The organism is Melittangium boletus DSM 14713 (assembly GCF_002305855.1).
GTDB lineage: Bacteria > Myxococcota > Myxococcia > Myxococcales > Myxococcaceae > Cystobacter > Cystobacter boletus.
Map to the genome: position 1 here is coordinate 207,423 of NZ_CP022163.1, position 19,654 is coordinate 227,076.

The 19,654-nt window shown below is 69.0% G+C and carries 14 protein-coding genes and 1 other RNA gene; 9 read left to right on the plus strand and 6 right to left on the minus strand.

Annotated features, from left to right (window positions below):
- Window positions 1-94: 94 nt before the first annotated feature.
- A complete protein-coding gene (locus MEBOL_RS00920; protein WP_095975650.1) occupies window positions 95-1,684 on the minus strand; it encodes a glycoside hydrolase family 57 protein in 1,590 nt (529 codons plus the stop codon).
- Between the two features lie 10 nt (window positions 1,685-1,694).
- Window positions 1,695-3,278 carry a DUF4912 domain-containing protein gene (locus MEBOL_RS00925; RefSeq protein WP_095975651.1) on the minus strand — a complete coding sequence of 528 codons (1,584 nt, stop codon included), beginning with the start codon at window positions 3,276-3,278 and terminating at the stop codon, window positions 1,695-1,697.
- Window positions 3,279-3,483: 205 nt separating this feature from the next.
- On the opposite strand from MEBOL_RS00925, the gene MEBOL_RS00930 reads away from it, so the two are divergent.
- Complete coding sequence (locus tag MEBOL_RS00930; protein ID WP_245919340.1) at window positions 3,484-5,523, plus strand: glycosyltransferase; 2,040 nt, start codon at window positions 3,484-3,486, stop codon at window positions 5,521-5,523.
- 125 nt (window positions 5,524-5,648) lie between these two features.
- Entirely contained in the window at window positions 5,649-9,953 is a 4,305-nt protein-coding gene (locus tag MEBOL_RS00935; protein ID WP_095975653.1) for a response regulator, read from the plus strand.
- A 45-nt stretch (window positions 9,954-9,998) separates the two neighbouring features.
- Here the strand turns inward: MEBOL_RS00935 and MEBOL_RS00940 are convergent, their stop codons facing one another.
- Window positions 9,999-10,217, minus strand: coding sequence for a hypothetical protein (locus MEBOL_RS00940; RefSeq protein ID WP_095982491.1), 219 nt, complete (start codon window positions 10,215-10,217; stop codon window positions 9,999-10,001).
- Between the two features lie 184 nt (window positions 10,218-10,401).
- Between MEBOL_RS00940 and MEBOL_RS00945 the strand changes: the two genes are divergently transcribed.
- The 6 genes from MEBOL_RS00945 (at window position 10,402) to MEBOL_RS00970 (ending at window position 17,181) form a co-directional block, all read left to right on the plus strand.
- Window positions 10,402-11,343, plus strand: coding sequence for an AAA family ATPase (locus tag MEBOL_RS00945; protein WP_095975654.1), 942 nt, complete (start codon window positions 10,402-10,404; stop codon window positions 11,341-11,343).
- 99 nt (window positions 11,344-11,442) lie between these two features.
- Complete coding sequence (locus MEBOL_RS00950; protein WP_095975655.1) at window positions 11,443-12,390, plus strand: branched-chain amino acid transaminase; 948 nt, start codon at window positions 11,443-11,445, stop codon at window positions 12,388-12,390.
- 71 nt (window positions 12,391-12,461) lie between these two features.
- A complete protein-coding gene (locus MEBOL_RS00955; protein WP_095975656.1) occupies window positions 12,462-13,796 on the plus strand; it encodes an AAA family ATPase in 1,335 nt (444 codons plus the stop codon).
- A 133-nt stretch (window positions 13,797-13,929) separates the two neighbouring features.
- Window positions 13,930-14,766, plus strand: a complete 837-nt coding sequence (locus MEBOL_RS00960) for a Fic family protein (RefSeq protein WP_095975657.1) — start codon at window positions 13,930-13,932, stop codon at window positions 14,764-14,766.
- A gap of 142 nt (window positions 14,767-14,908) precedes the next feature.
- Entirely contained in the window at window positions 14,909-16,036 is a 1,128-nt protein-coding gene (locus MEBOL_RS00965; RefSeq protein ID WP_095975658.1) for a DHH family phosphoesterase, read from the plus strand.
- Window positions 16,033-17,181 carry a cysteine desulfurase family protein gene (locus MEBOL_RS00970; protein ID WP_095975659.1) on the plus strand — a complete coding sequence of 383 codons (1,149 nt, stop codon included), beginning with the start codon at window positions 16,033-16,035 and terminating at the stop codon, window positions 17,179-17,181. The genes MEBOL_RS00965 and MEBOL_RS00970 overlap by 4 nt, the downstream gene beginning before the upstream one ends.
- A 3-nt stretch (window positions 17,182-17,184) precedes the next feature.
- Here MEBOL_RS00970 and MEBOL_RS41735 read toward each other — a convergent pair whose 3' ends face one another.
- The 3 genes from MEBOL_RS41735 to MEBOL_RS00985 all read right to left on the minus strand — a co-directional run bounded on the left by MEBOL_RS41735 (window position 17,185) and on the right by MEBOL_RS00985 (window position 19,316).
- A complete protein-coding gene (locus MEBOL_RS41735) occupies window positions 17,185-17,352 on the minus strand; it encodes a hypothetical protein (RefSeq protein WP_170115419.1) in 168 nt (55 codons plus the stop codon).
- A 105-nt stretch (window positions 17,353-17,457) separates the two neighbouring features.
- Window positions 17,458-18,399, minus strand: coding sequence for a serine/threonine-protein kinase (locus MEBOL_RS00980; protein WP_095975661.1), 942 nt, complete (start codon window positions 18,397-18,399; stop codon window positions 17,458-17,460).
- Entirely contained in the window at window positions 18,396-19,316 is a 921-nt protein-coding gene (locus tag MEBOL_RS00985) for a tetratricopeptide repeat protein (RefSeq protein ID WP_157774690.1), read from the minus strand. The genes MEBOL_RS00980 and MEBOL_RS00985 overlap by 4 nt, the downstream gene beginning before the upstream one ends.
- A gap of 130 nt (window positions 19,317-19,446) precedes the next feature.
- Between MEBOL_RS00985 and ssrS the strand changes: the two genes are divergently transcribed.
- A non-coding RNA gene (gene ssrS / locus MEBOL_RS00990) (6S RNA) lies at window positions 19,447-19,638 on the plus strand.
- The last annotated feature ends 16 nt before the right edge of the window (window positions 19,639-19,654 follow it).

The window sequence follows — 19,654 nt, forward strand, 5'->3', positions numbered from 1 at the left end:
CAAGGCGGGTATGTCACCTGCCCCGTGTGAGGTCAGAACAGGGAACGCGCCCGTCTCTTCCCGGGAAACCCACACCTCGGGTGCGGTTCCACGGTCAAAGCGGCCGGTAGACCCGGTAATCCATCTCCGGAAAGAGGTTGAGCGAGCCCTCGAGCCGGGCCAGCGACGCCTCGTCGATGCGGCCGTGGGTCACCTGCTCGTGCAGGCTCAGGAAGTGCTCCAGGTGCTCGCGCGTGCGGCGCACGGCGTACTCCACCATGGTGCCCGTCTTCATGATGAAGGCCCAATCCGAGGACTGCGCCACCAGGAGCTCCCGCGCGGCCTGGTTGAGCACCCGCCGCTGAAGCGTGGAGGGGTTGGGAAAATCCTTCGCCAGGGCCACCATCAATCGGGCGCAATGGTGGAGGTGGCGGTAGATCCAATCGTTGGCCCCCTCCAGCCACATGTGGGCGTAGCCGCCCGCCCCCCAGGAGGACAGGGGCGGCGTGGCCACCTGATTCTCCGGGAACGCCGCCAGGTCGTCCGAGGGCGTCACGAGTCGGAAGGTGTCCTGCTCCCGGGCCACCTTGCGCAGCAGCGCGTCGAGGAACCAGGGGCCCTCGAACCACCAGTGTCCGAAGAGCTCGGCATCATAGGGGGCCACCACCACGGGCTGGCGGCCATGCACCTTGCCCGCGAGCCACTCGAGCTGCCGCTGGCGGTTGAAGAGGAAGTTGCCCGCGTGGACGGCTGCCCGCTCGCGCGCGACGTCCGGTGCGTAGGGCTGCTTGTCCTGGGTCTTGCCCGTGATCCGGTAGTACTTGAAGCCCGTGTTCTTCCGCCCCCCCGTGGGCTGCACGAAGGGCCGGACCTGATCCAGCTCCAGATCCCAGCCGATGTCCCGGTAGAACTCGCGGTAGACGGGGTCGCCCGGATAGCCCCGCTCGGCGCTCCACACCTGCTGGCTGCTCTCCGGATCCCTCGCGTACGCGGCCACGCCCGCCTCGGTGTAGACGGGCGCGAACGGACCATGCAACGGCCGGGGCGTGGCGTCCGTGAGGCCATGGGTGTCCACGAAGAAGTAGCGGATGTGCTCGGCGGCGAGGAACTTCTCCACGCCGGGGAAGTAGCCGCACTCGGGCAGCCAGATGCCGGGCGCGTTCCGGCCGAAGGTGAGCCGGTAGTGGTTGGCGGCCACGGAAATCTGCGCGCGCACCGCCTCGGGCGTCTGCTGCATCAGCGGCAGGAAGCCGTGCGTGGCCCCACACGTGATGATCTCCAGGAAGCCCGCGTTCTGCAGCGAGCGGAAGGCGCCCACCAGATCGCGCTTGTAGCGCCCGTGGAAGGCGGTGCGCAGGGACTCGAAGTGGTCCCGGTGGAAGCGGGCGATGGGCGCGAAGATGGGATCGTTCCGGGTGCGGTGCACCTCGCGCGCGCCCAGCTCGCACAGCGCATCGAGCCGGCGCGCGTAGCGGCCCATGAGCAGCTCGTCGCCGAGCATCGTGACGAGCGTGGGCGTGAGCGTGAGCGTCAGCCGGAAAGGGATCTCCTCCTCGGCCAGCCGGTCGAACATGAGCAACAGCGGCAGGTACGTCTCGGAGATGGCCTCGTAGAGCCAGTCCTCCTCCAGGAAATCCTCGTACTCGGGATGCCGGACGAACGGCAGGTGGGCGTGCAGGACGAGCGCGAGCGAGCCGATGGTCATGTCGTCTCCCTCATCGAACCGGAGACGAAGGCAGGTCCGGACGCCCCAGGGCGCCCTGCTCGGAAGCCCCCGCCGGACCATACGACCCCACCCATTGTTCCGAAGAGCCCGCGGGCCCCGAGGACCCCACGGCTCCGTACCACCACACCCATTGCCCCTCCCCTTGTCCCGCGCTGCCCGCGCCTGGACCTTGCTCGGAGGATCCCGCGGGACCAGCCGCTCCGCTCCACCCGCTTCCGATTTCCCCCTGCCCCGGACCCTGCTCGGAGGAGCCCACGGGCCCGGAGGACCAGTACCAATGACCCTCCGCCCCCGGCACCTGCTCGGAGGAACCCGCCCGACCGATGGACCCGAGCCACTGTCCCGCGTCTCCACCCTGTCCCAGGGCACCAGGAGCCTGCTCCGAGGAGCCCACGGGCCCGGAGGAGCCGAACCACGGCCGCCCTTCGGGGGCGGCGATGGCCGGAGCCCGCTCCGAGGACCCCTCCATACGGGGAGCGTGCAGGTACTCCGGCGAAGGGGCTCCCCCTTCCGGGGCGGTCCCCGGTTCGTCACGGGTAGGCTGGCGCCGAGCCATGACCTGGGCCTCCACGCTGCCCGGCAGGGTCACGCGCCGCCAGGTGATGTACGCGCGCTCCTCGACGGGCCCCACGCGGAGGGAGGGGGTGGCGGACTTCTGCTCCGGGGACGGCCTTTGGGCCGTGAGGGGCGGCACGCGGAGGAACCGCACCGAGGTGTCCGGAGAAGGCCCCGAGGGAGGGAGGAAGACCCGGTTGGACGAGGGGCCGATGCGGCGCGAGCCCCCTTTCCGGCCGACGAAGTGGACCTCGACCCGGTAGGGCTGGGCCGCCGGAAGGCCATGCAGGTAGTAGCCACGCGACTCGAGCGAGATGTCGATCGTGCTCAGCACGCGGCCCTGATCATTGAAGAGACGCAGCACGGCGCTCGGGGACTCCAGCCCGGCCAGGGCGCGTTGGCGGCTGGCGGCACTGAAGTCCCAGAGGACGAAGAGCGTGTGCGGATCGCGCGGCAGCAACAGGAGCGTGTCGTCCCCGTACTCCCTCGGCAGTCCGCCCAGGGAGTCCGGATGTCCCGCCCCCGGGGGCGGCGATCCGGAATTCCCGGTGAGGTGATGGCGCGAGGCCTCCTCCTCTCCGGCGATGCGCGCCACGAAGAACCCCTCCACCAGCGGCTCCGCGGCGGACGGCTCCGTGGGCGTGACCTCGGGCGAGGCGGGCGGCGCCTGGGGGCCAAAGAGGGTGACCTCCTCATCCGGGGAAGGCCGGTGGGGCTTGGGCTTGGGCGGAAAGGTGACGACCCGCGCCGGCTGGGGCGGGACGTAGACGGGGGTCTTCTCGTCATCATCCCCGGGCAGCGGACGCCTGGGCGTAGCGGGAGGGCCCTTGTCCTCGGGCTTGTCCGAGGACGAGGCGGCGACGGGCGCCTCGGGCGGCCCCAGGCCCATGCGCCGGACCAACCCCGATACCCCCCTCACGATGGCCCCGAGCAGGCCAGGACGGCCCTTTCCTCGTTCCAGATGCGTGTGGGCCAACTGCCGCAGGTGCTCCACCATGACGCTCTTGAGGTCGGCCATAAGCACTCAAGGGCTTAGTGGGGGGGAAAATCCCGGTCAACGGACGATTTCGCATCTGTTCGTGGGGATACCTCGTCAGATTGGCCAGGGACGGTGACAAGCCGGGAGGGGCCTTTGTATTCTCCCGCCCGCTTTGAGCGACCTGCCCAGACTCCTGCTGTGCAGCTTTGACGTCATCCCCGGTCCGTCAGGCTCCTCACGCCGGGTGACCGAGTACCTGAAGGCATTGCCCGACCGGTTCACGGTGGTGGTGCTCTCGGTGAAGACGCCGGACCATACCCACATCGAGAAGTACGAGAGCGCGCGCCTGCTGCGCGTCCCCGTGGGCTCCGGCGACCTCGCCTCGCGCATCCAATCCTTCGAGCGCGCGGTGCGGCGCCAGTTGGAGAGCGAGGAGTACGCGCTCGCGCACTTCACCGATCCCTTCGGCGGCTACGCCCTGTGCGAACTCAAGGGGGACTACGGCTACCGGCTCGTGTACGAGGCCCAGAGCTTCCCCTCGCAAGAGCTGCGCTACACGCACCCGCAGCTCGAGGGGGACCGCAAGTTCCTCTCGAAGGTCCGGCGCCAGGAGCTCTTCTGCCTGATGAACGCGGACCGGGTCATCACCGGCTCGGCCACCACGGGCGCCTACATCCGCTCGCTCGGCGTGCCGGACGAGTCGGTCCACGTGGTGCGCGCGCCCGTGGACCTCACGCCCTATACCCCCGAGGCGCTCGGCGTGCCCGATGGCAGTCCCATGCGGCTGATGTACCTGGGCAGCCAGGTTGCCTGGCAGGGCCTCGCGGGGCTCCTGCGGGGGCTCGCGCTGGCGGTGAAGGAAGTGGACGTGCGGCTGACGCTCGTGGGCGCGCGCCACCCCGACTGGCAACCCCACCTGGAAGACCTCGTGGCCGAGCTGGGCCTCAAGCAGCACGTGGAGTTCCAGCCCGCCGTGAGCCACGATGACGTGGCCAAGGTGCTCACGCTCGCGGACGTGGGCGTGCTGCCCCTGGACGACGTGGACCGCAACCGCGTCCAGGGCGGCGCGCTCGCCAAGGTGTCCGAGTACCTCGCCGCGGGCCGGCCCGTGCTCGCCTCGGACCTGCCGGTGACGCGCGAACTCGTCCCCGCCTCGGCCGGTGTCTTCTACCCCCCCGGAGACGCCAAGGCGCTCGCCGAGCGCATCCTCGAGCTGGCGCGCGATGTGCCCCGGCGGATCGCGCTCGGCCAGCAGGCCCGCGCCGCCGCGCAGAAGACACTCGACGCGGGACGCATCCGGGGCCAGCTGCTGGACCTCTATGATGGTCTGCTCGGCAAGCAACCCGTGCGGCGCGAGAAGTCCGAGAGCGGGGAGATCCAGGCGACGACGATCGGCACGCCCACCAACCGGGTCCTCGCGCTCATGGGCAACGTGGGCGCGGCGGCGCGGCCCGCCGAGGGCCCCGTGGAACCTCCCGCCCCCGCGATGCCGGACACGGACCCGGGACAGGGCATGCCCGGGAACGATGAGCCGCCCGTCGTGGTGGGCATGGCGCTGCTCGAGGAGGGCTTCGACACCCGCCTCGTGAAGACCGAGCCGGACAGCTATCGGCCCGAGGGTCCACCCGTGGTGATGGGCCTGCCCCTGCGCGAGCCGTCCGCCCCACCCCCTCCCGCGGCCCCGCCTCCCGCCGCCCCTCCGCCCCCCGTGGCCCCTCCGCCCATTCCCGCGCGGGCCAGCATGAGCACGCGCGCCATCTCCACGCCTGAACCCGAGCCAGTCCGGCCCCCCGCCCTGCCCTCGCGCCCGTCGATCTCCATGGAAGTGCCGCGCCCCTCGCGCCCGTCGATCGCGATCCCGCCGCTCCCCCCTCGGGGCCGCGCCTCCAGCACACCTCGACCCGCCGATCCGCCCGCCCCCGCGCCCGCGGCTCGCGTGCCCGTCGAGGAGGATGAACCCGAGGAGATCTCTTCCTCACACGCCCAGGCGCTCCAGGACGACGACGCCTCGCTGACCCCCCGCAACGCCCTCCCCCTGGAGGAGCCCGAGGAGATCAGCAACGAGGAGCTCCAGGAGACCGAATCCGCCCAGGAGCCGCCGCGCGAGCCTCCCGCCTCCCGGCTCAATCCCTGGTTCGCCCAGCTCGCCCACGGCTACTGCCCCCCCGAGGGCACCCGCTTCGCCCGGCACACGCCTCCCACCACCTTCCCCGGCCGCGATGAACAGCCCGCTGCCGCTGCCGATGCAAAGATCCAGGGAGGCGCACGCGGTAAACCCGCGTAAGGGCCCCGAAGTCGCGGGCCCTCGTGTGGCAGCCAACCGAGCGTGACGGGGAAACTTTCCAAGCCTTGCCGTGCGGATCTAGGATGTGCGGGTTTTCATTGCACTTTCCTGGGAAAAAAGGGCTCATGGAGCGTCGCGTCCTTATCGTCGAGAGCAAGAATGACTTCGCCCTGAGCATGGCCACCGTGCTCAAGAGTGCGGGTTATCAAACGGCCATCGCCTCCAGCGCCGCGGATGCGCAGCGCGAGGTCGAGAAGCGTCGACCCGACCTGCTCGTGATCAATGCCGAGCTCAAGGGGAGTGATCAGTCCGGCCTCAGCATCTGTGGGCAGATCAAGCGTGGCAAGTGGGGCCACAACCTCAAGGTCCTGCTGGTCTCCGAGGAGATGAGCCGCGAGGGTCTTGAGCAGCACCGCCAGAGCGCCGGAGCCGCGGATGGCTACCTGCTCATCCCCTTCGACATGGGCGAGCTGGCGTCGATGAGCGTCGACATCCTGCCTCCCGGCGAGGATGCCGCTCAGCAGACCGCTCCCCGCGACGGTCCGCCCAGCGTGCCGCCGCCCTTGAAGGGTCCGCCCACGCCCGCGGGCGGTCCGCCCCGCCTGCCCAAGCGCGAGCGCCGCAGCGCCATCACCGAGGAGGATCGCTCCTTCCTCGAGCGCGCCTTCCAGTCCATCGCGGATCGCAAGGCGGAACTGCTCGCCGAGTCGCGTCAGCTCAAGCGCCCGCCCCCGCGGCGTGACTTGATGGGCACGCCCGAGGGCAAGGTGCAGCTGCTGCGCGACGAGCTCAAGGTGCGCGAGTCGCAGATCGCCCGCCTCTCCGAGGTGTGGAACGTCCGCGAGCGCGAGCTGCTGTCCGTCGAGGATCGTCTCCACGACAAGGACGTGGAGCTGCAGGGCCTCAAGATGCAGGTGGATGACCTGCTGCGGCGCTTCAACGAGGCCCAGCAGGCGACGCTGCAGAAGGAGCGCGAGCACGGCGCGACCGTGGACGACCTGCTCCTGCAGAAGTTCTCCGCCGAGAAGGATCTCATCGAGGTGGTCGCCTCCAAGGAGAAGGACATCAACGTCCTTCGCCGCGAAGCGTCCAACCGCGAGGAGGAACTCAACCGCCGCGCCTCGGAGATCGCCTACGTCCGCGACGAGTACGACAAGCTCGAGAAGCACCTGAGCGTCGTCACGCTCGAGTTCGAGGTCAAGGAGCAGAAGCTCACCGAGACGGTGCAGGCCCATGAGGCCGAGCTGGCCCGCCGCCAGCAGAACACCGAAACGCTCGACGCCGAGCTGGCCCGCACCATCGGCGAGCGCGATCAGCGCTACTCCGAGCTGAACGGGGAGATCCAGGCGCTGCAGGAGCGGCTGGCGCAGACCGAGCAGGAGCGCGACACCTCGGTGCGCGACCTCGAGGCCCGCGCCGCCGCGGCCGAGGACCATGGTGCTCGCGCGGACGCGGAGATCCAGAAGATCAACGCCGAGCGTGCCGCGCTCGAGGCCCGCCTCAGCGAGCAGATCTCCGGCCTGGAAACGGACCTGGCCCGCACCACCGGCGAGCGGGATCAGCTCCAGCAGGACAAGGACGCGCAGCAGAGCGACCTGACCCAGCGGCTCGAGGAGCGTGAGGCGAAGATCGCCACGCTCGATCGGGAGTTGCAGGAGACCATCGCCCGCAACGAGAGCCACGAGGCCGAGCTCAACGCCAACATCCAGCAGCAGATGGAGCGCATCGGCGAGCTGGAGGGCGAGGTCGAGGCCGCCAAGACGCACCTGGCCGACCGCGAGGCCGAGCTGACGGCCGAAATCGAGGCCCTCACCCAGTCGCGCAACGAGCTGGACGCCGCCAAGACCGCCTCGGAAGCCGAGCTCAACGGACAGATCCAGGCGCTCCAGGAGACCGTCACCGATCGCGACGAGCGGATCTCCCACCTCAAGGGCGAGCTGGAAGCCACCAGCCAGACGCTCACCGAGACCCAGACGAAGCTCTCGGCGACCGAAGAGACGCTGGCCACCACGCGCGGCGAGCTGGACGCCACCAGCCAGACGCTCACCGAGACCCAGGCCACCCTCGCCGAGACGCAGACGACGCTCGCCTCCACCGAGGCCAAGCTCTCGGCAACCGAGGAGACGCTGGCCACCACGCGCGGCGAGCTGGACGCCACCAGCCAGACGCTCACCGAGACTCAGGCCACCCTCGCCACCACGCAGGACAAGCTCGCCTCCACCGAGGAGACGCTGGCCACCACGCGCGGCGAGCTGGACGCCACCAGCCAGACGCTCACCGAGACCCAGGCCACCCTCACCGAGACGCAGACGACGCTCGCCTCCACCGAGGCCAAGCTCTCGGCGACCGAGGAGACGCTGGCCACCACGCGCGGCGAGCTCGAGGCCACCACCCAGAGCCTCACCGAGACCCAGGCCACCCTCGCCGAGACCCAGACGACGCTCGCTTCCACCGAGACGAAGCTCTCGGCGACCGAGGCCAAGCTCTCGGCGACGGAAGAGACGCTGTCCACCACGCGCGGCGAACTCGAGGCCACCACCCAGAGCCTCACCGAGACGCAGACGACGCTCACCTCCACCGAGGCCAAGCTCTCGGCGACGGAAGAGACGCTGTCCACCACGCGCGGCGAGCTGGACGCCACCACCCAGAGCCTCACCGAAACCCAGGCCACCCTCGCCACCACGCAGGACAAGCTCGCCTCCACCGAGGAGACGCTGGCCACCACGCGCGGCGAACTCGAGGCCACCACCCAGAGCCTCACCGAGACCCAGGGGCAGCTCGAGCAGACCCGCGACGAGCTCGCGCGCACCGTCCAGGAGCGCACCGAGCGCGAGACCGAGCTGAGCGCCGCCAAGGCGGAGATCACCCGCGTCAACGGCGTGCTCCAGGAGACCGAGGCCCTCAAGACGGCCATGGAGGAGGAGCTGTCCGAGCAGTTGGGACAGACTCGCAACAAGCTGGCCGAGACCGAGGGCGACCTCGCCGCCACGCGCGAAGCGCTCACCGGCGAGCAGGCCGCTCACACGCAGACCCAGCAGCAGGCCACCACCACCCAGGCCAACCTGGAGACCCAGCTCGCCCAGGCGCGCGATCAGGGCCAGGAGCTCGAGGAGCAGCTCTTCCTCGTCAAGCAGGAGCTGGGCAGCAGCGTCGCCGAGGTCACCGAGCTGCGCTCGAAGCTCGCGCACTCCGAGGAGGAGCACCACACCCTCCAGGAGCGCTTCAACACGCTCACGACCGAGTCGCAGCGCCGCATCGAGCTGCTGGAGAAGGACGCCGAGCAGAAGAACCAGGACCTGTCCGACACGATCCAGAAGCTCAGCGTGGCGACGCAGGACAAGGAGCGCTTCCGCGGCGAGGTGGCCGCCCGCTCCGAGCAGATCAAGCAGCTCGAGGAGCGCCGTCACGACGAGGCCGAGCAGGTCAAGCGCGCCCAGGAAGAGACGGCCCGGCAGCTCGCCGCGCTCAACACGGAGCTGGACAACGCGCGCAAGCAGCTGGCCGCGCGCGATGAGCAGCTGCGCACCGCGGGAGCCCACCAGGCGAAGCTCCAGTCGGACCGCGAGGCCCTGAGCGCGTCCCTCGCCCAGGCCCAGTCCCAGACCCAGGCGCTCCAGCAGGCCCAGGCCCAGGAGCGCGCCGAGGCCAAGCGCGTCTCGGACGAGCTCACCGCCAAGGTGTCGCGCGCCGAGGCCCGCTCCGCGCAGCTCACCCAGGAGCTGCAGACCCGCGCCGCCGAGGCGGATGCGAAGCTCAAGGAAGCCCAGGCGCAGATCACCCTCCGGACGAAGAAGATCCAGGAGCTGGATCTCGCGGTGGAGAGCGCCGTGGCCACCAAGGCCCGCGTGGAGAAGGAGCTGACCACCCGCGCGGCCGCCGCCGAGGCCAAGGCCACCGAGGCCGCCGCCAAGTCGGCCGCCGCCCTCAAGGAGCGCAAGGAGCTGGAGGCCCGGCAGCAGAAGGAACTCGAGGACCTCAACGCCCGTCAGAAGGCGGAACTGGAGCGTCGCGAGGCCCTCAAGGCCCAGGAGATCGCCCGGCTGCAGCAGTCCGTGCAGGAGAAGAGCAAGGCGCTCAAGGTCGCCGAGCTGGAGCTCGCCCGCTTCAAGACCAAGTCGCCCGCCGCGCCCAACGTCGTGGCCGCCAAGACGCCCCCGCCCACCGCCACGGAGGAGGAACTGTTCGCCACGCAGCAGGTTCCCACCGCCGCCCCCGCCGCTCCCCCGGCTCCGGGCCGTGCCGCGCCCCGCCCCGTCGCCAAACCGGCCGCCGCCGCCGCTCCCGCCAAGCGCCCGGCTCCGGCCGCGCCGCCTCCGTCGCTCGGGGACGATGACGAGGTGTCCGAGCGCACCGTGATGATGCCCATTCCCGCGTCGCCCGCCTCCGACGAGGCCGACTGGACCTCGCTGGTGGACGAGCTGGACAAGTAGTCCCGCCGGGCTCCGCTGCTGGCGCGTGGCCTCCGGGCCGCGCGCCTACAGCGCGGCCCGGGCCTGCTGCACCAGATCCTTCACGTGCACCGTGGCCAGCACCTCCCGGAACGACACCGGGACACCGCTGGTCAGTGACTCTTGCTGCGCCAGGCGCCAGTGCTCCCACATCGTCCGGGTGGCCAGGTAGGACACGAGCAGCAAGAAGGCGCCTGGAACCAGGGTCACCACCGCTACCAGCACCATCCGCCACAGCCAGGACATGACCGCCACCTCCGTTTGGATGGTGACTGTCGAATGCACGCGGCGTGCCGTCTGTGCGAAATGGATTTCCACAGTTGTTCCGCTGACTTGCACAGAGAGCGAGCTTCTTGGGAGACACAGTGGAACGGCGGGTCTGGCATTTTTGCCGCAGTGACCTGAAAAACCTTCGACTAAGTTCGGGCCCGTGAGCCCCCCTTCTCCATCAACCGCAGCGCATTTCCTGGCCAACGTGGAGGACGCGGCGACGCGCCTCGAGCAGGTGGGGTACCTGGCCTCTCCAGAAATCTCCACCGCGAGCTTCCTGGCGGATCGGCTCCAGAAACCCATCCTGGTGGAGGGCCCGGCCGGAGTGGGCAAGACGGAGCTGGCCAAGGCGCTGGCCCAGGCGCTCGGGCGGCGCTTCATCCGGCTGCAATGCTACGAGGGTCTGGACGAGGCCAAGGCGCTCTACGAGTGGGAGTACGCCAAGCAGCTGCTCTACACCCAGCTGCTCAAGGACAAGATTGGCGAGATGGTGCACGGCGCGAGCACCCTCGGAGAAGCCGCGGACCGGCTGGCCACGAGCGACGCGGTGTTCTTCTCCGAGCGCTTCCTGCTGCCCCGCCCCATCCTCCAGTCCCTGCTGTCGGACATGCCGGCGCTGTTGCTGGTGGATGAGATCGACAAGGCGGACCCCGAGTTCGAGGCCTTCCTGTTGGAGGTGTTGTCGGACAACGCGGTGACGATCCCCGAGCTGGGCACCTTCTCGGCCCGGCACGTGCCCCGGGTGGTGCTCACGTCGAACAACGCCCGGGAGCTATCGGACGCGCTCAAGCGGCGCTGCCTGCACCTGCACATCGACTTTCCGGATCGCGAGCGGGAGCTGCGCATCCTGCGCCGGCGCCTGCCCGACGTGTCCCGCACGCTCCTCGAACAGGTGGTGGAGGCGGTGGCGGCGATCCGCGAGCTGGACTTGAAGAAGTCCCCCTCCATCAGCGAGACGATCGACTGGGCGCAGAGCCTGGCGCTGCTCAACGCGGAGACGCTGTCCGCGGACCTGGTGGCGGCGACGTTGAACCTGGTCCTCAAGCACGAGGGAGATATCGAGAAGGCCAAGGGGCAGCTCGCGCGGATCGCCCAGGGTTGAGCCACGTCCCGCGCCCCCTCGCATTGTTTTGACTTGGAACACCCACCCACGAAGAATGCCGCAGCGCGGTTCCCCTCTCTCCCAAAGGACGCTCCCCTCATGAGTTCCACCTCCCCCAACGTGCTGCGCTCCGATGAGATCTGGCTCGACGGCAAGCTGGTCAAATGGGAGGAGGGTCAGGTGCACATCATGACCCACGCCCTGCACTACGGGCTGGGGGCCTTCGAGGGAATTCGCGCCTACCGCACCCACGATGGCCGACTCGCGGTGTTCCGACTGCGCGAGCACATCGATCGCCTGTTCGACTCGACCCACATCTGCATGATGAAGATGCCCTTCACCCGCGAGCAGGTCACCGAGGGGTGCCTGGAGCTCTTGCGCACGCAGAAGGAGCTCTTCGCCAATGGCGCCTACCTGCGCCCCATCGCCTTCATGGGGGATGGCGCCATGGGACTGGGCGCCATCAACCCCACGCGCGTGGCCATCACCGCCTGGGACTGGGGCGCCTACCTCGGGGACAAGGGCATCCGCGAGGGCATCCGCGCCAAGGTGAGCTCCTTCACGCGCATGCACGTCAACGTGAACATGGTGCGCGGGAAGATCTCCGGCCAGTACGTCAACTCCATCCTCGCCAAGCGCGAGGCGGTGCTCGGCGGCTATGACGAGGCCATCCTCCTGGACATCAGCGGCTTCGTCGCCGAGGCCTCGGGCGAGAACATCTTCCTGGTGAACAAGAAGGGCGTCATCAAGACGCCGCCCCTGTCCTCGCCCATCCTGGATGGCATCACCCGCGACTCGGTCCTGCGCATCCTCCGCGACTCGGGCCGCGAGGTGGAGGAAGTCACCGTCACCCGCGACGCGCTCTACATCTCCAACGAGGTCTTCTTCACCGGCACCGCCGCGGAGATCACCCCCGTGCGCGAGGTGGACAACCGCACCGTGGGCGAGGGCAAGCCCGGCCCCATCACCCAGTATGTCCAGGAGACCTACTTCCGAGCCGTCCGCGGCCTGGAACCGCGCTACGCGCACTGGCTCACCTATATCTAAGGTTTCCTGACGGCCGGGGGGCGCGCGGGACGTGCCGAAACCGGGGCGGATGGGCTAAGAAGGAGAAACCGATGCGCCCCGAGTACGTCGCCCCACCCAATCCCTTCGGCCTGGAAAACCCCGCCATCCTCGACATCGCTCCCGCGGAGCCGAAGTCGCTCGAGGAAACGGGGCTGAAGATGGGCCTGCTGTCGGACATCGCCCTGCGCTACCTGTACTACCAGGGCACCGCCACCGGCATGGACATCGCCCAGGAGATGCGCCTGCCCTGGCCCGCGGTCATCGAGGCCGTGGTGGAGTTCCTCACCTCCGAGAAGCTGGTGGACCTCCGGGGTGGCAAGGGCTTTGGCCGCGCCTCGGTGGACTTCGTGCTCTCCGAGCGCGGCCGCGAGTACGCGCGCGGCGCCATCGAGCGCAGCACCTACGTGGGCCCCGCCCCCATCCCCATCGAGCAGTACAACGCCCTCATCACCGCGCAGACCGAGGAGAGCCCCGTCATCAGCCGCGAGGATCTGGTGATGGGCTTGAGCCACCTCACCGTGTCCGCGGACCTGATGGACAAGCTGGGCCCGGCGGTGAACTCGGGCCGCTCGCTCTTCCTCTATGGCCCTCCGGGCAACGGCAAGACGAGCCTCGCCGAGGCCATCAGCCGCATGTTCGGCGGCGAGGTCTTCATCCCCCACTGCCTGGAGATCGACAACCAGATCATCAAGGTCTTCGACGCCCTCAACCACATCCCCGTGCGCCTGGAGAGCGAGCGCGACGCGGCGGGCCGCCGGCAGACCTTCGAGATGGACCACCGCTGGCAACTGTGCCGGCGCCCCGCGGTGGTGGTGGGCGGTGAACTGACGCTCGAGACGCTGGATCTCATCTACTCGCCCACGGCCCGCTTCTACGAAGCCCCCTTCCAGGTGAAGGCCAACGGCGGGATGCTCCTCATCGACGACTTCGGCCGCCAGAAGGTCCACCCCACGGATCTGCTCAACCGGTGGATCGTCCCCCTGGAGAAGCGGGTGGACTTCCTCACCCTGCACACGGGCAAGAAGTTCGAGATTCCCTTCGATCAGCTCCTCGTCTTCTCCACCAACCTGGACCCCAAGGAGCTGGTGGACGAGGCCTTCCTGCGGCGCATCAAGTACAAGATCGAGGTCACCAACCCCGACGAGGACGTCTACCGCGACATCTTCGCGAATGTGTGTGAAGCAGCGGGCATTCCCTACGTGGAGCAGGCTGTCACCTACCTGTTCGAGCACTACTATCGGCCGCGCAACATGCAGCTGCGCGCCTGCCACCCTCGCGATCTGGTGCAGCTCATCCGGGACGCGGCCCGCTATCGGCAGATCCCGCCCGCCCTGTCCAAGGATCTCCTGGACCAGGCGTGCGAGGTCTTCCTCGTCAGCTTGTGAAGAACCATGGCGTTTTAATTGTCCTAAACACCTGGAATTTCTACAATCCAGTGCCCGTGGTCCCGGCTCTCGGGAGATGTCCGCCCGAGCCGCCGCTTCATGCAGGGAGCCGGTGTGAAGGAGCGTCACGTCCGTGAAGGAACGCTACCAAGAGATTGACGAGAAGAACGAAGCGCTGCGCGACTACCTTGGCATCTACAAGGACAAGGGTCGTGAGTTCCTCGAGCGCTTCGAGATGTCGTGGATCTATCACGACGCGGCGCTTGAAGGGACGGTGTACAGCCAACAGGAGCTGGTCTCGGCGCTCTTCCCCGAACGGGCCGCCATGGACCCGGCGATGATCCCCGTGGTGCTCGAGGTGCGCAACCACAAGGCCGCGTGTGACTACCTGCGCGAGGAGGCGGCGGCCACGGGCAAGAAGCAGGCGCAGATCACGCTCACCACCATCAAGCGCATCCACGACCTGGTGTGTGGCAACACGCCCGAGGCGCTCAGCGCGCGCTCCAACATGGAGCGGCGCGATCGCTCGGAGAAGGAACTGGCCAAGGAGCGCGAGCGCAGCGGCTACCGCAAGGACATGCCCCTGCACCGCACCTACTTCCACGAGATCGCCCAGCCGGCGAAGATCCAGCCCGCGCTGGAGAAGTTCGTGGACTACACGGGCAGCGCGGAGTACCGCGAGTTCCATCCCATCAAGCAGGCGGCGGTGGCGCAGCACCGGTTCATGCAGATCTTCCCCTTCACGGAGAACAGCGGGAAGGTCGGCCGGATGCTCACCAACCTGGTGCTGCTGCGCAACGGCTACATGCCGGCGATCATCCACTCCATCGATCGCCAGCGCTACTACGAGTCCCTGCGCGGCGCGGAGGGCGTCTTCCGCACCCTGTTGATGGACGCCATCGAGAACTCGCTCGACAACGGCATCAAGTACTTCAAGGACATGGCCCGCCGCTACAAGGCCATCAACTAGCTCCCTCCGCGATGACAGGCGCCCCGCGCGAAACCGGTGGGCGGGCAGGCGCTCAAGCCCCGCCCCCCGCGCTTCCGCGTGAAGGTGATGCGCCTCGTCAGCACTTTCGAGAGACCGGGAGATCACTTAAAACCCAGCCCCCATGCCCGCTACCCCCACAGCCAACAGCCGCAGGACGCCTGGAGGCGGCGAGAGCGCGGAGCCTCCGTCACCGCGCCTCGCGACCCTTCCCGCCCGCGCCAGGCTGGAGCGGCTGATCCAGGTCGCCAAGGGCCACAAGAAGGCCCTCGTCCTCACCCATGACAATCCGGATCCGGACTCCATCGCCGCGGGAGTCGCCCTGGCCCAACTGCTCAAGGAGCGGGCGGGCGTGGAGGAAGCCCGGGTGGGCTACAGCGGACTCATTGGCCGCGCGGAGAACATCGCCTTCGTGAAGGTGCTGCGCCTGCCCGTGGTGCCCATCGCCCAGCTGGATCTGGACGAATACGATCTGCTCGCGCTGGTGGACACGCAGCCGCCCACGGGCAACCACGCGGTGCCGCCCCGACTGCGGCGCGAGGTGGACATCGTCATCGACCACCACCCCCTGCGCGACGAGAGCCTGGAGGCACCGTTCGCGGACGTGGGCGGTGACTACGGCGCCACCTCGACGATGGTGGCGCAGTACCTGCGCGCCGCGCGGCTGGAGCCCTCGACCGAGGTGGCCACCGCCCTCTTCTACGGCGTGAAGGCGGACACACGGGACCTGGGGCGCGAGACGACCCCCACGGACATCGACACGTACCTGTGGCTCTTTCCCCGGGCGGACAAGCAGATGCTCGGGCAGATCGAGCACCCGGAACTGCCCGCGCGCTACTTCCAGATGTACCACACGGCCTTCGAGCGGGCGAAGGTGTACGGGGACACGGCCATCGTGACGGACCTGGAGGAGGTCTACTCCCCGGACATGGTGGCCGAGGTGGCCGAGCGGTTGATGTTCCTCGAGGGGATGAAGTGGTCGCTCGCGTACGCGAGCTTCCGCAACCAGCTCTTCCTGTCGCTGCGGGTGAAGGACCGGCGCATGAACGCGGGGCGGCTCATCCGGGAGATCTGCGAGGACTACGGCGGCTCGGCGGGAGGCCACGGCAGCATGGCGGGCGCGCGCATTCCGTTGTCGGGCCGGGCCCATCAGCGCAAGGCCCTCAAGCGCGAGTTGGTGCGGCGTTTCCTGGAGGCCTTCGGCGTCGCGGACGAGCGGCCCGTGGCGCTCCTGTCCGCGCCCTCGCCGTGATCTACTGGGATCACAACGCGGCCGCGCCAGTGCGGCCGGAAGTGGCCACGCTGCTCGCGCGGGCGTTCTCCGAGGGAGGCTTCGGCAACGCCTCCAGCGTGCACCGGGGTGGGCGCGAGGCCCGAGGCCGGCTGGACGGAGCACGGGCCCGGGTGGCCCGCGTGCTGGGCTGCGAGCCGAAGGAAGTGTGCTTCGTCGGCTCGGGCTCGGAGGCGGACGCGCTGGCGCTCAAGGGGGTGTGGCTCGCGAGGAAGGAACCCGGACGGCGGCGCGTGGTGAGTTCGGCCATCGAGCACCCCGCGGTGCTCGGAGCGCTCAAGCAGTTGGAGGCCCTGGGCGCGGACGTGGTGCGGGTACGCCCCGACCGGGACGGCCAGGTGCCCCTGGAGGCACTGCGCGAGGCCCTGACGCCCGAGACCCTGCTGTGCTCGCTCATGTGGGCGAACAACGAGACGGGCGTGGTGCAGCCGGTGGAGGAACTGTCACGCGAATGCCGGCGCCGGGGCATCCTCTTCCACACGGACGCGGTCCAGGCGGCGGGGAAGCTGCCCATGACCCTGCGGGAAGTGGACGCGGAGCTGCTCTCGCTGTCGGCGCACAAGTTCGGGGGCCCGGCGGGCGCGGGGGTGCTGGTGGTGCGCAAGGGCGTGGACGTCCAGGCGCTCACCCCGGGGCACCAGGAAGCCGGCCTGCGCGGGGGCACGCAGAACATCCCCTACGCGGAGGCGTTCGCCCTGGCCCTGGAACTGGCCCACCAGGAACAGCCCGCGCACGAGGAGCGGCTGCGGCGGCTCCGGGTCGGCTTCGAGCGAGAGGTCCGCGAGCGGCTCCCGGACGTCACGGTGAACGGAGCGGGCGCCCCTCGGGTACCCAATACGAGCAACCTCACCTTCCACGGCGCGGATGGCGAGGCGTTGCTCATCGCCCTGGATCTGGAGGGCATCTGCGCGTCCTCGGGAGCGGCATGCGCGTCGGGGACGCTGTCTCCCTCGCACGTCCTGCTCGCGATGGGCCTCACGCCCGCCCAGGCCCATGGCACCCTGCGCTTCTCGATGGGGCCCACCACGACGCCCGAGGAAGTGGAGCGCGTCGTGGAGGCCCTGGTCCAGCAGGTGCCCCGAATCCGGGCCCTCGGCGAGGGGTAGCGGCTACTTGCCTCCCCATTTTTGGTCCGGAAGGGGCTTGTCACCCACCTCCTTGGGTGGCTGGCCGTAGCCCTGCTTCCCCTCATGCGATTCGTCGGGGGAGTCCGTGCCCGCCTTGCGAGTCTCCTCCTCCTGCTCCCGCGGCTGCTTGTCGTCTTTCTGGTTCGCCATCCCGACTCCTCCCGAGGCGCCATCCAGGCGCACGTGTGTGGGAGGAAACTTCCGCACGGGGCTCCGCCTCCGCACCCACGAGCGGGCGGCCAGCGGAGCCCTCCCCTACTTCGCGTCGGTGGTGCCGAACAGCCCGCGGACCACGGCGGCGATGGCCAGGGGCGTGCCCACCCGCTCGTCGTAGTGGGGCGCGAGCGCCTCCGCGAAGGACTCGGCGGAGGGGAAGCGCTCCGAGACGTCGCTGCTGAAGCCCCGGTGGATGATCTCCTCCAGGGCCTCGGGGATGGCCGGGCGGATGAGGCTCGGCGCCAGGTAGTCCCGGTAGATGATCTTCGTGAAGACCTCGTCCGGCGTCGCCCCGGTGAAGGGGCGCTGGAGCGTGAGCAACTCGTAGAGCACGACGGTGGCGGCCCACAGGTCCACCTGGGGCGAGATCGAGCCCTGCAGGGCCTCGGGGGACAGGTAGTAGGGCTTGCCGAGCACCTCGCCGCCCTGCAGCACCCCGTCCACGCGCAGGCGCGCCACGCCGAAGTCCCCCAGCTTGATGTCGCCCAGCCGGGAGATGAACAGGTTGGAGGGCGAGATGTCGCAGTGGACGATGCCCAACGCCTCGCCCTGGTCTCCGGTGCGGGAGTGCGCGTAGGCCAGGGCCTCGAGCAGCACCCGGCACAGGTAGATGGCGAAGTCCAACGGCAGGTGGATGCCGCGCAGCTTGCAGCGGCGCAGGATGTGACCCAGATCCCTGCCATCCACCAGGTCCATCACGATGAAGTGCTGATCGGCGACCGAGCCCACGTCCAGCACCTGGACGATGTTGGGATGATCCAACAGCTTGGTGAGCCGCGCCTCTGAGGCGAACAGGGCGAGCGAGGCGGGATCCTGGGTGAGCGCGGGCAACAGCCGCTTGAGGGCGACGATCCAGTCCTCGCGCGGCCCGGAACGCACCCGGGCCCGGAAGACCTCGGCCATCCCCCCCTTGCCCAGCGCCGACAGGATTTCGTAGTTGCCGAGGATGCGCGGGATCCTCGATGGAGCAGAGGAGTTCACGGTCCCGGGGATTGCCGCCTGCCGGCAGACGCCTTGGAGTTGTTGGCGGCGCGTTGCATCAAGAGGGTGTATCGCGCGGAAGAGCCGAGATCCGAGCCCAGCAGCTTGCTCAGCCCGTCATCCTCGGGCTCCGGATTGATGGCGAGACCGAACGCCACCGCCTGCTCGAGGTTGGACAGGGCCTGCTTCTTGTCTCCCAGGCGGCTGTAGGCACACGCCAGATGGTAGTAGATGAGGGGCTCGCGCTTGTTGATCACCCGGGCCTTGTCCAGGGCCTCGATGGCGGCCCTCGGCTCGTTGCGCATCAACTGGGCCGTGCCCAGGCTGAGGAACGCCGCCCAGCTCTGCTCGTTGAGGGCGATGCTGCGCTCGAATTCAGTGATCGCCGCGGACCAGTTCTTCTCCTTCATGAGCTGGTCGCCCCGATCCAACGCCACCTTGGCGGCCTGGGGGTTGCGCTTGACGCGGCCGCCCACCGCCGGACCGCTCTGCACGGGAGTGCCCTCGCCCGGCGCCGCCGGAGAGAACACCACGAGCCCACCCAGGCCCGCGCCCGGGGCCATGCAGCCCGCCTGCGGCCGCACATAGGTGGTGAAGGTCCCATCCTCCGAGCCCAGGAAGGCGAGCAGGGGCAGCGAGGCCTGCGCCGGGCAGGACGCTCCCTGGAGGCAGACGGTGATCTGACCCACGAGGACCCGGCCCTGCCACTCCCCCTCGAGGACCTTGGCGCGGGGCGCCAGGCCGCAAGCCGCCCCCTCGGCCGCGTAGCCGACCACCCGGTCATGCTCGGTATTCAACTCCACCCGGCCCCACACGTCCGTCTGGTAGCTCCCCTTGGGAAGGCTCTCGGCCCGGAGGGTCGCTGGGACGATGGCGATGAGGGCCGTGAGGCCGATTGTTCTCGAAACAGACGCCATGAGTGGGAGCGCCCCATCATAGAAGGCGTGGGGGCGCGTGTAAACGCACACCCATGGCTTGACCCATCACACCCACGTCCTTATCATTCACTTCAAGCGCTTCTGGGTTTTTCCAGGAGTTCCAAGGTGTTGTCCCCTGCGGGGCGCGTGATGCCCAGCAGAAATTCGAACCGATACGTCCATCACGGGGTTCGTTTCAGGTTCCATGAGCAAGCCCTCCCCTCGCGGGATGAGGGAAGCCTACGGTTCCATGACTTCGAGTCCCACCTGGCTTTTTAGGGTTCAATGGACGCTAGGCACACGGCCATTTCGCGGGGGACTTTTTTCTTTCTCTTGTC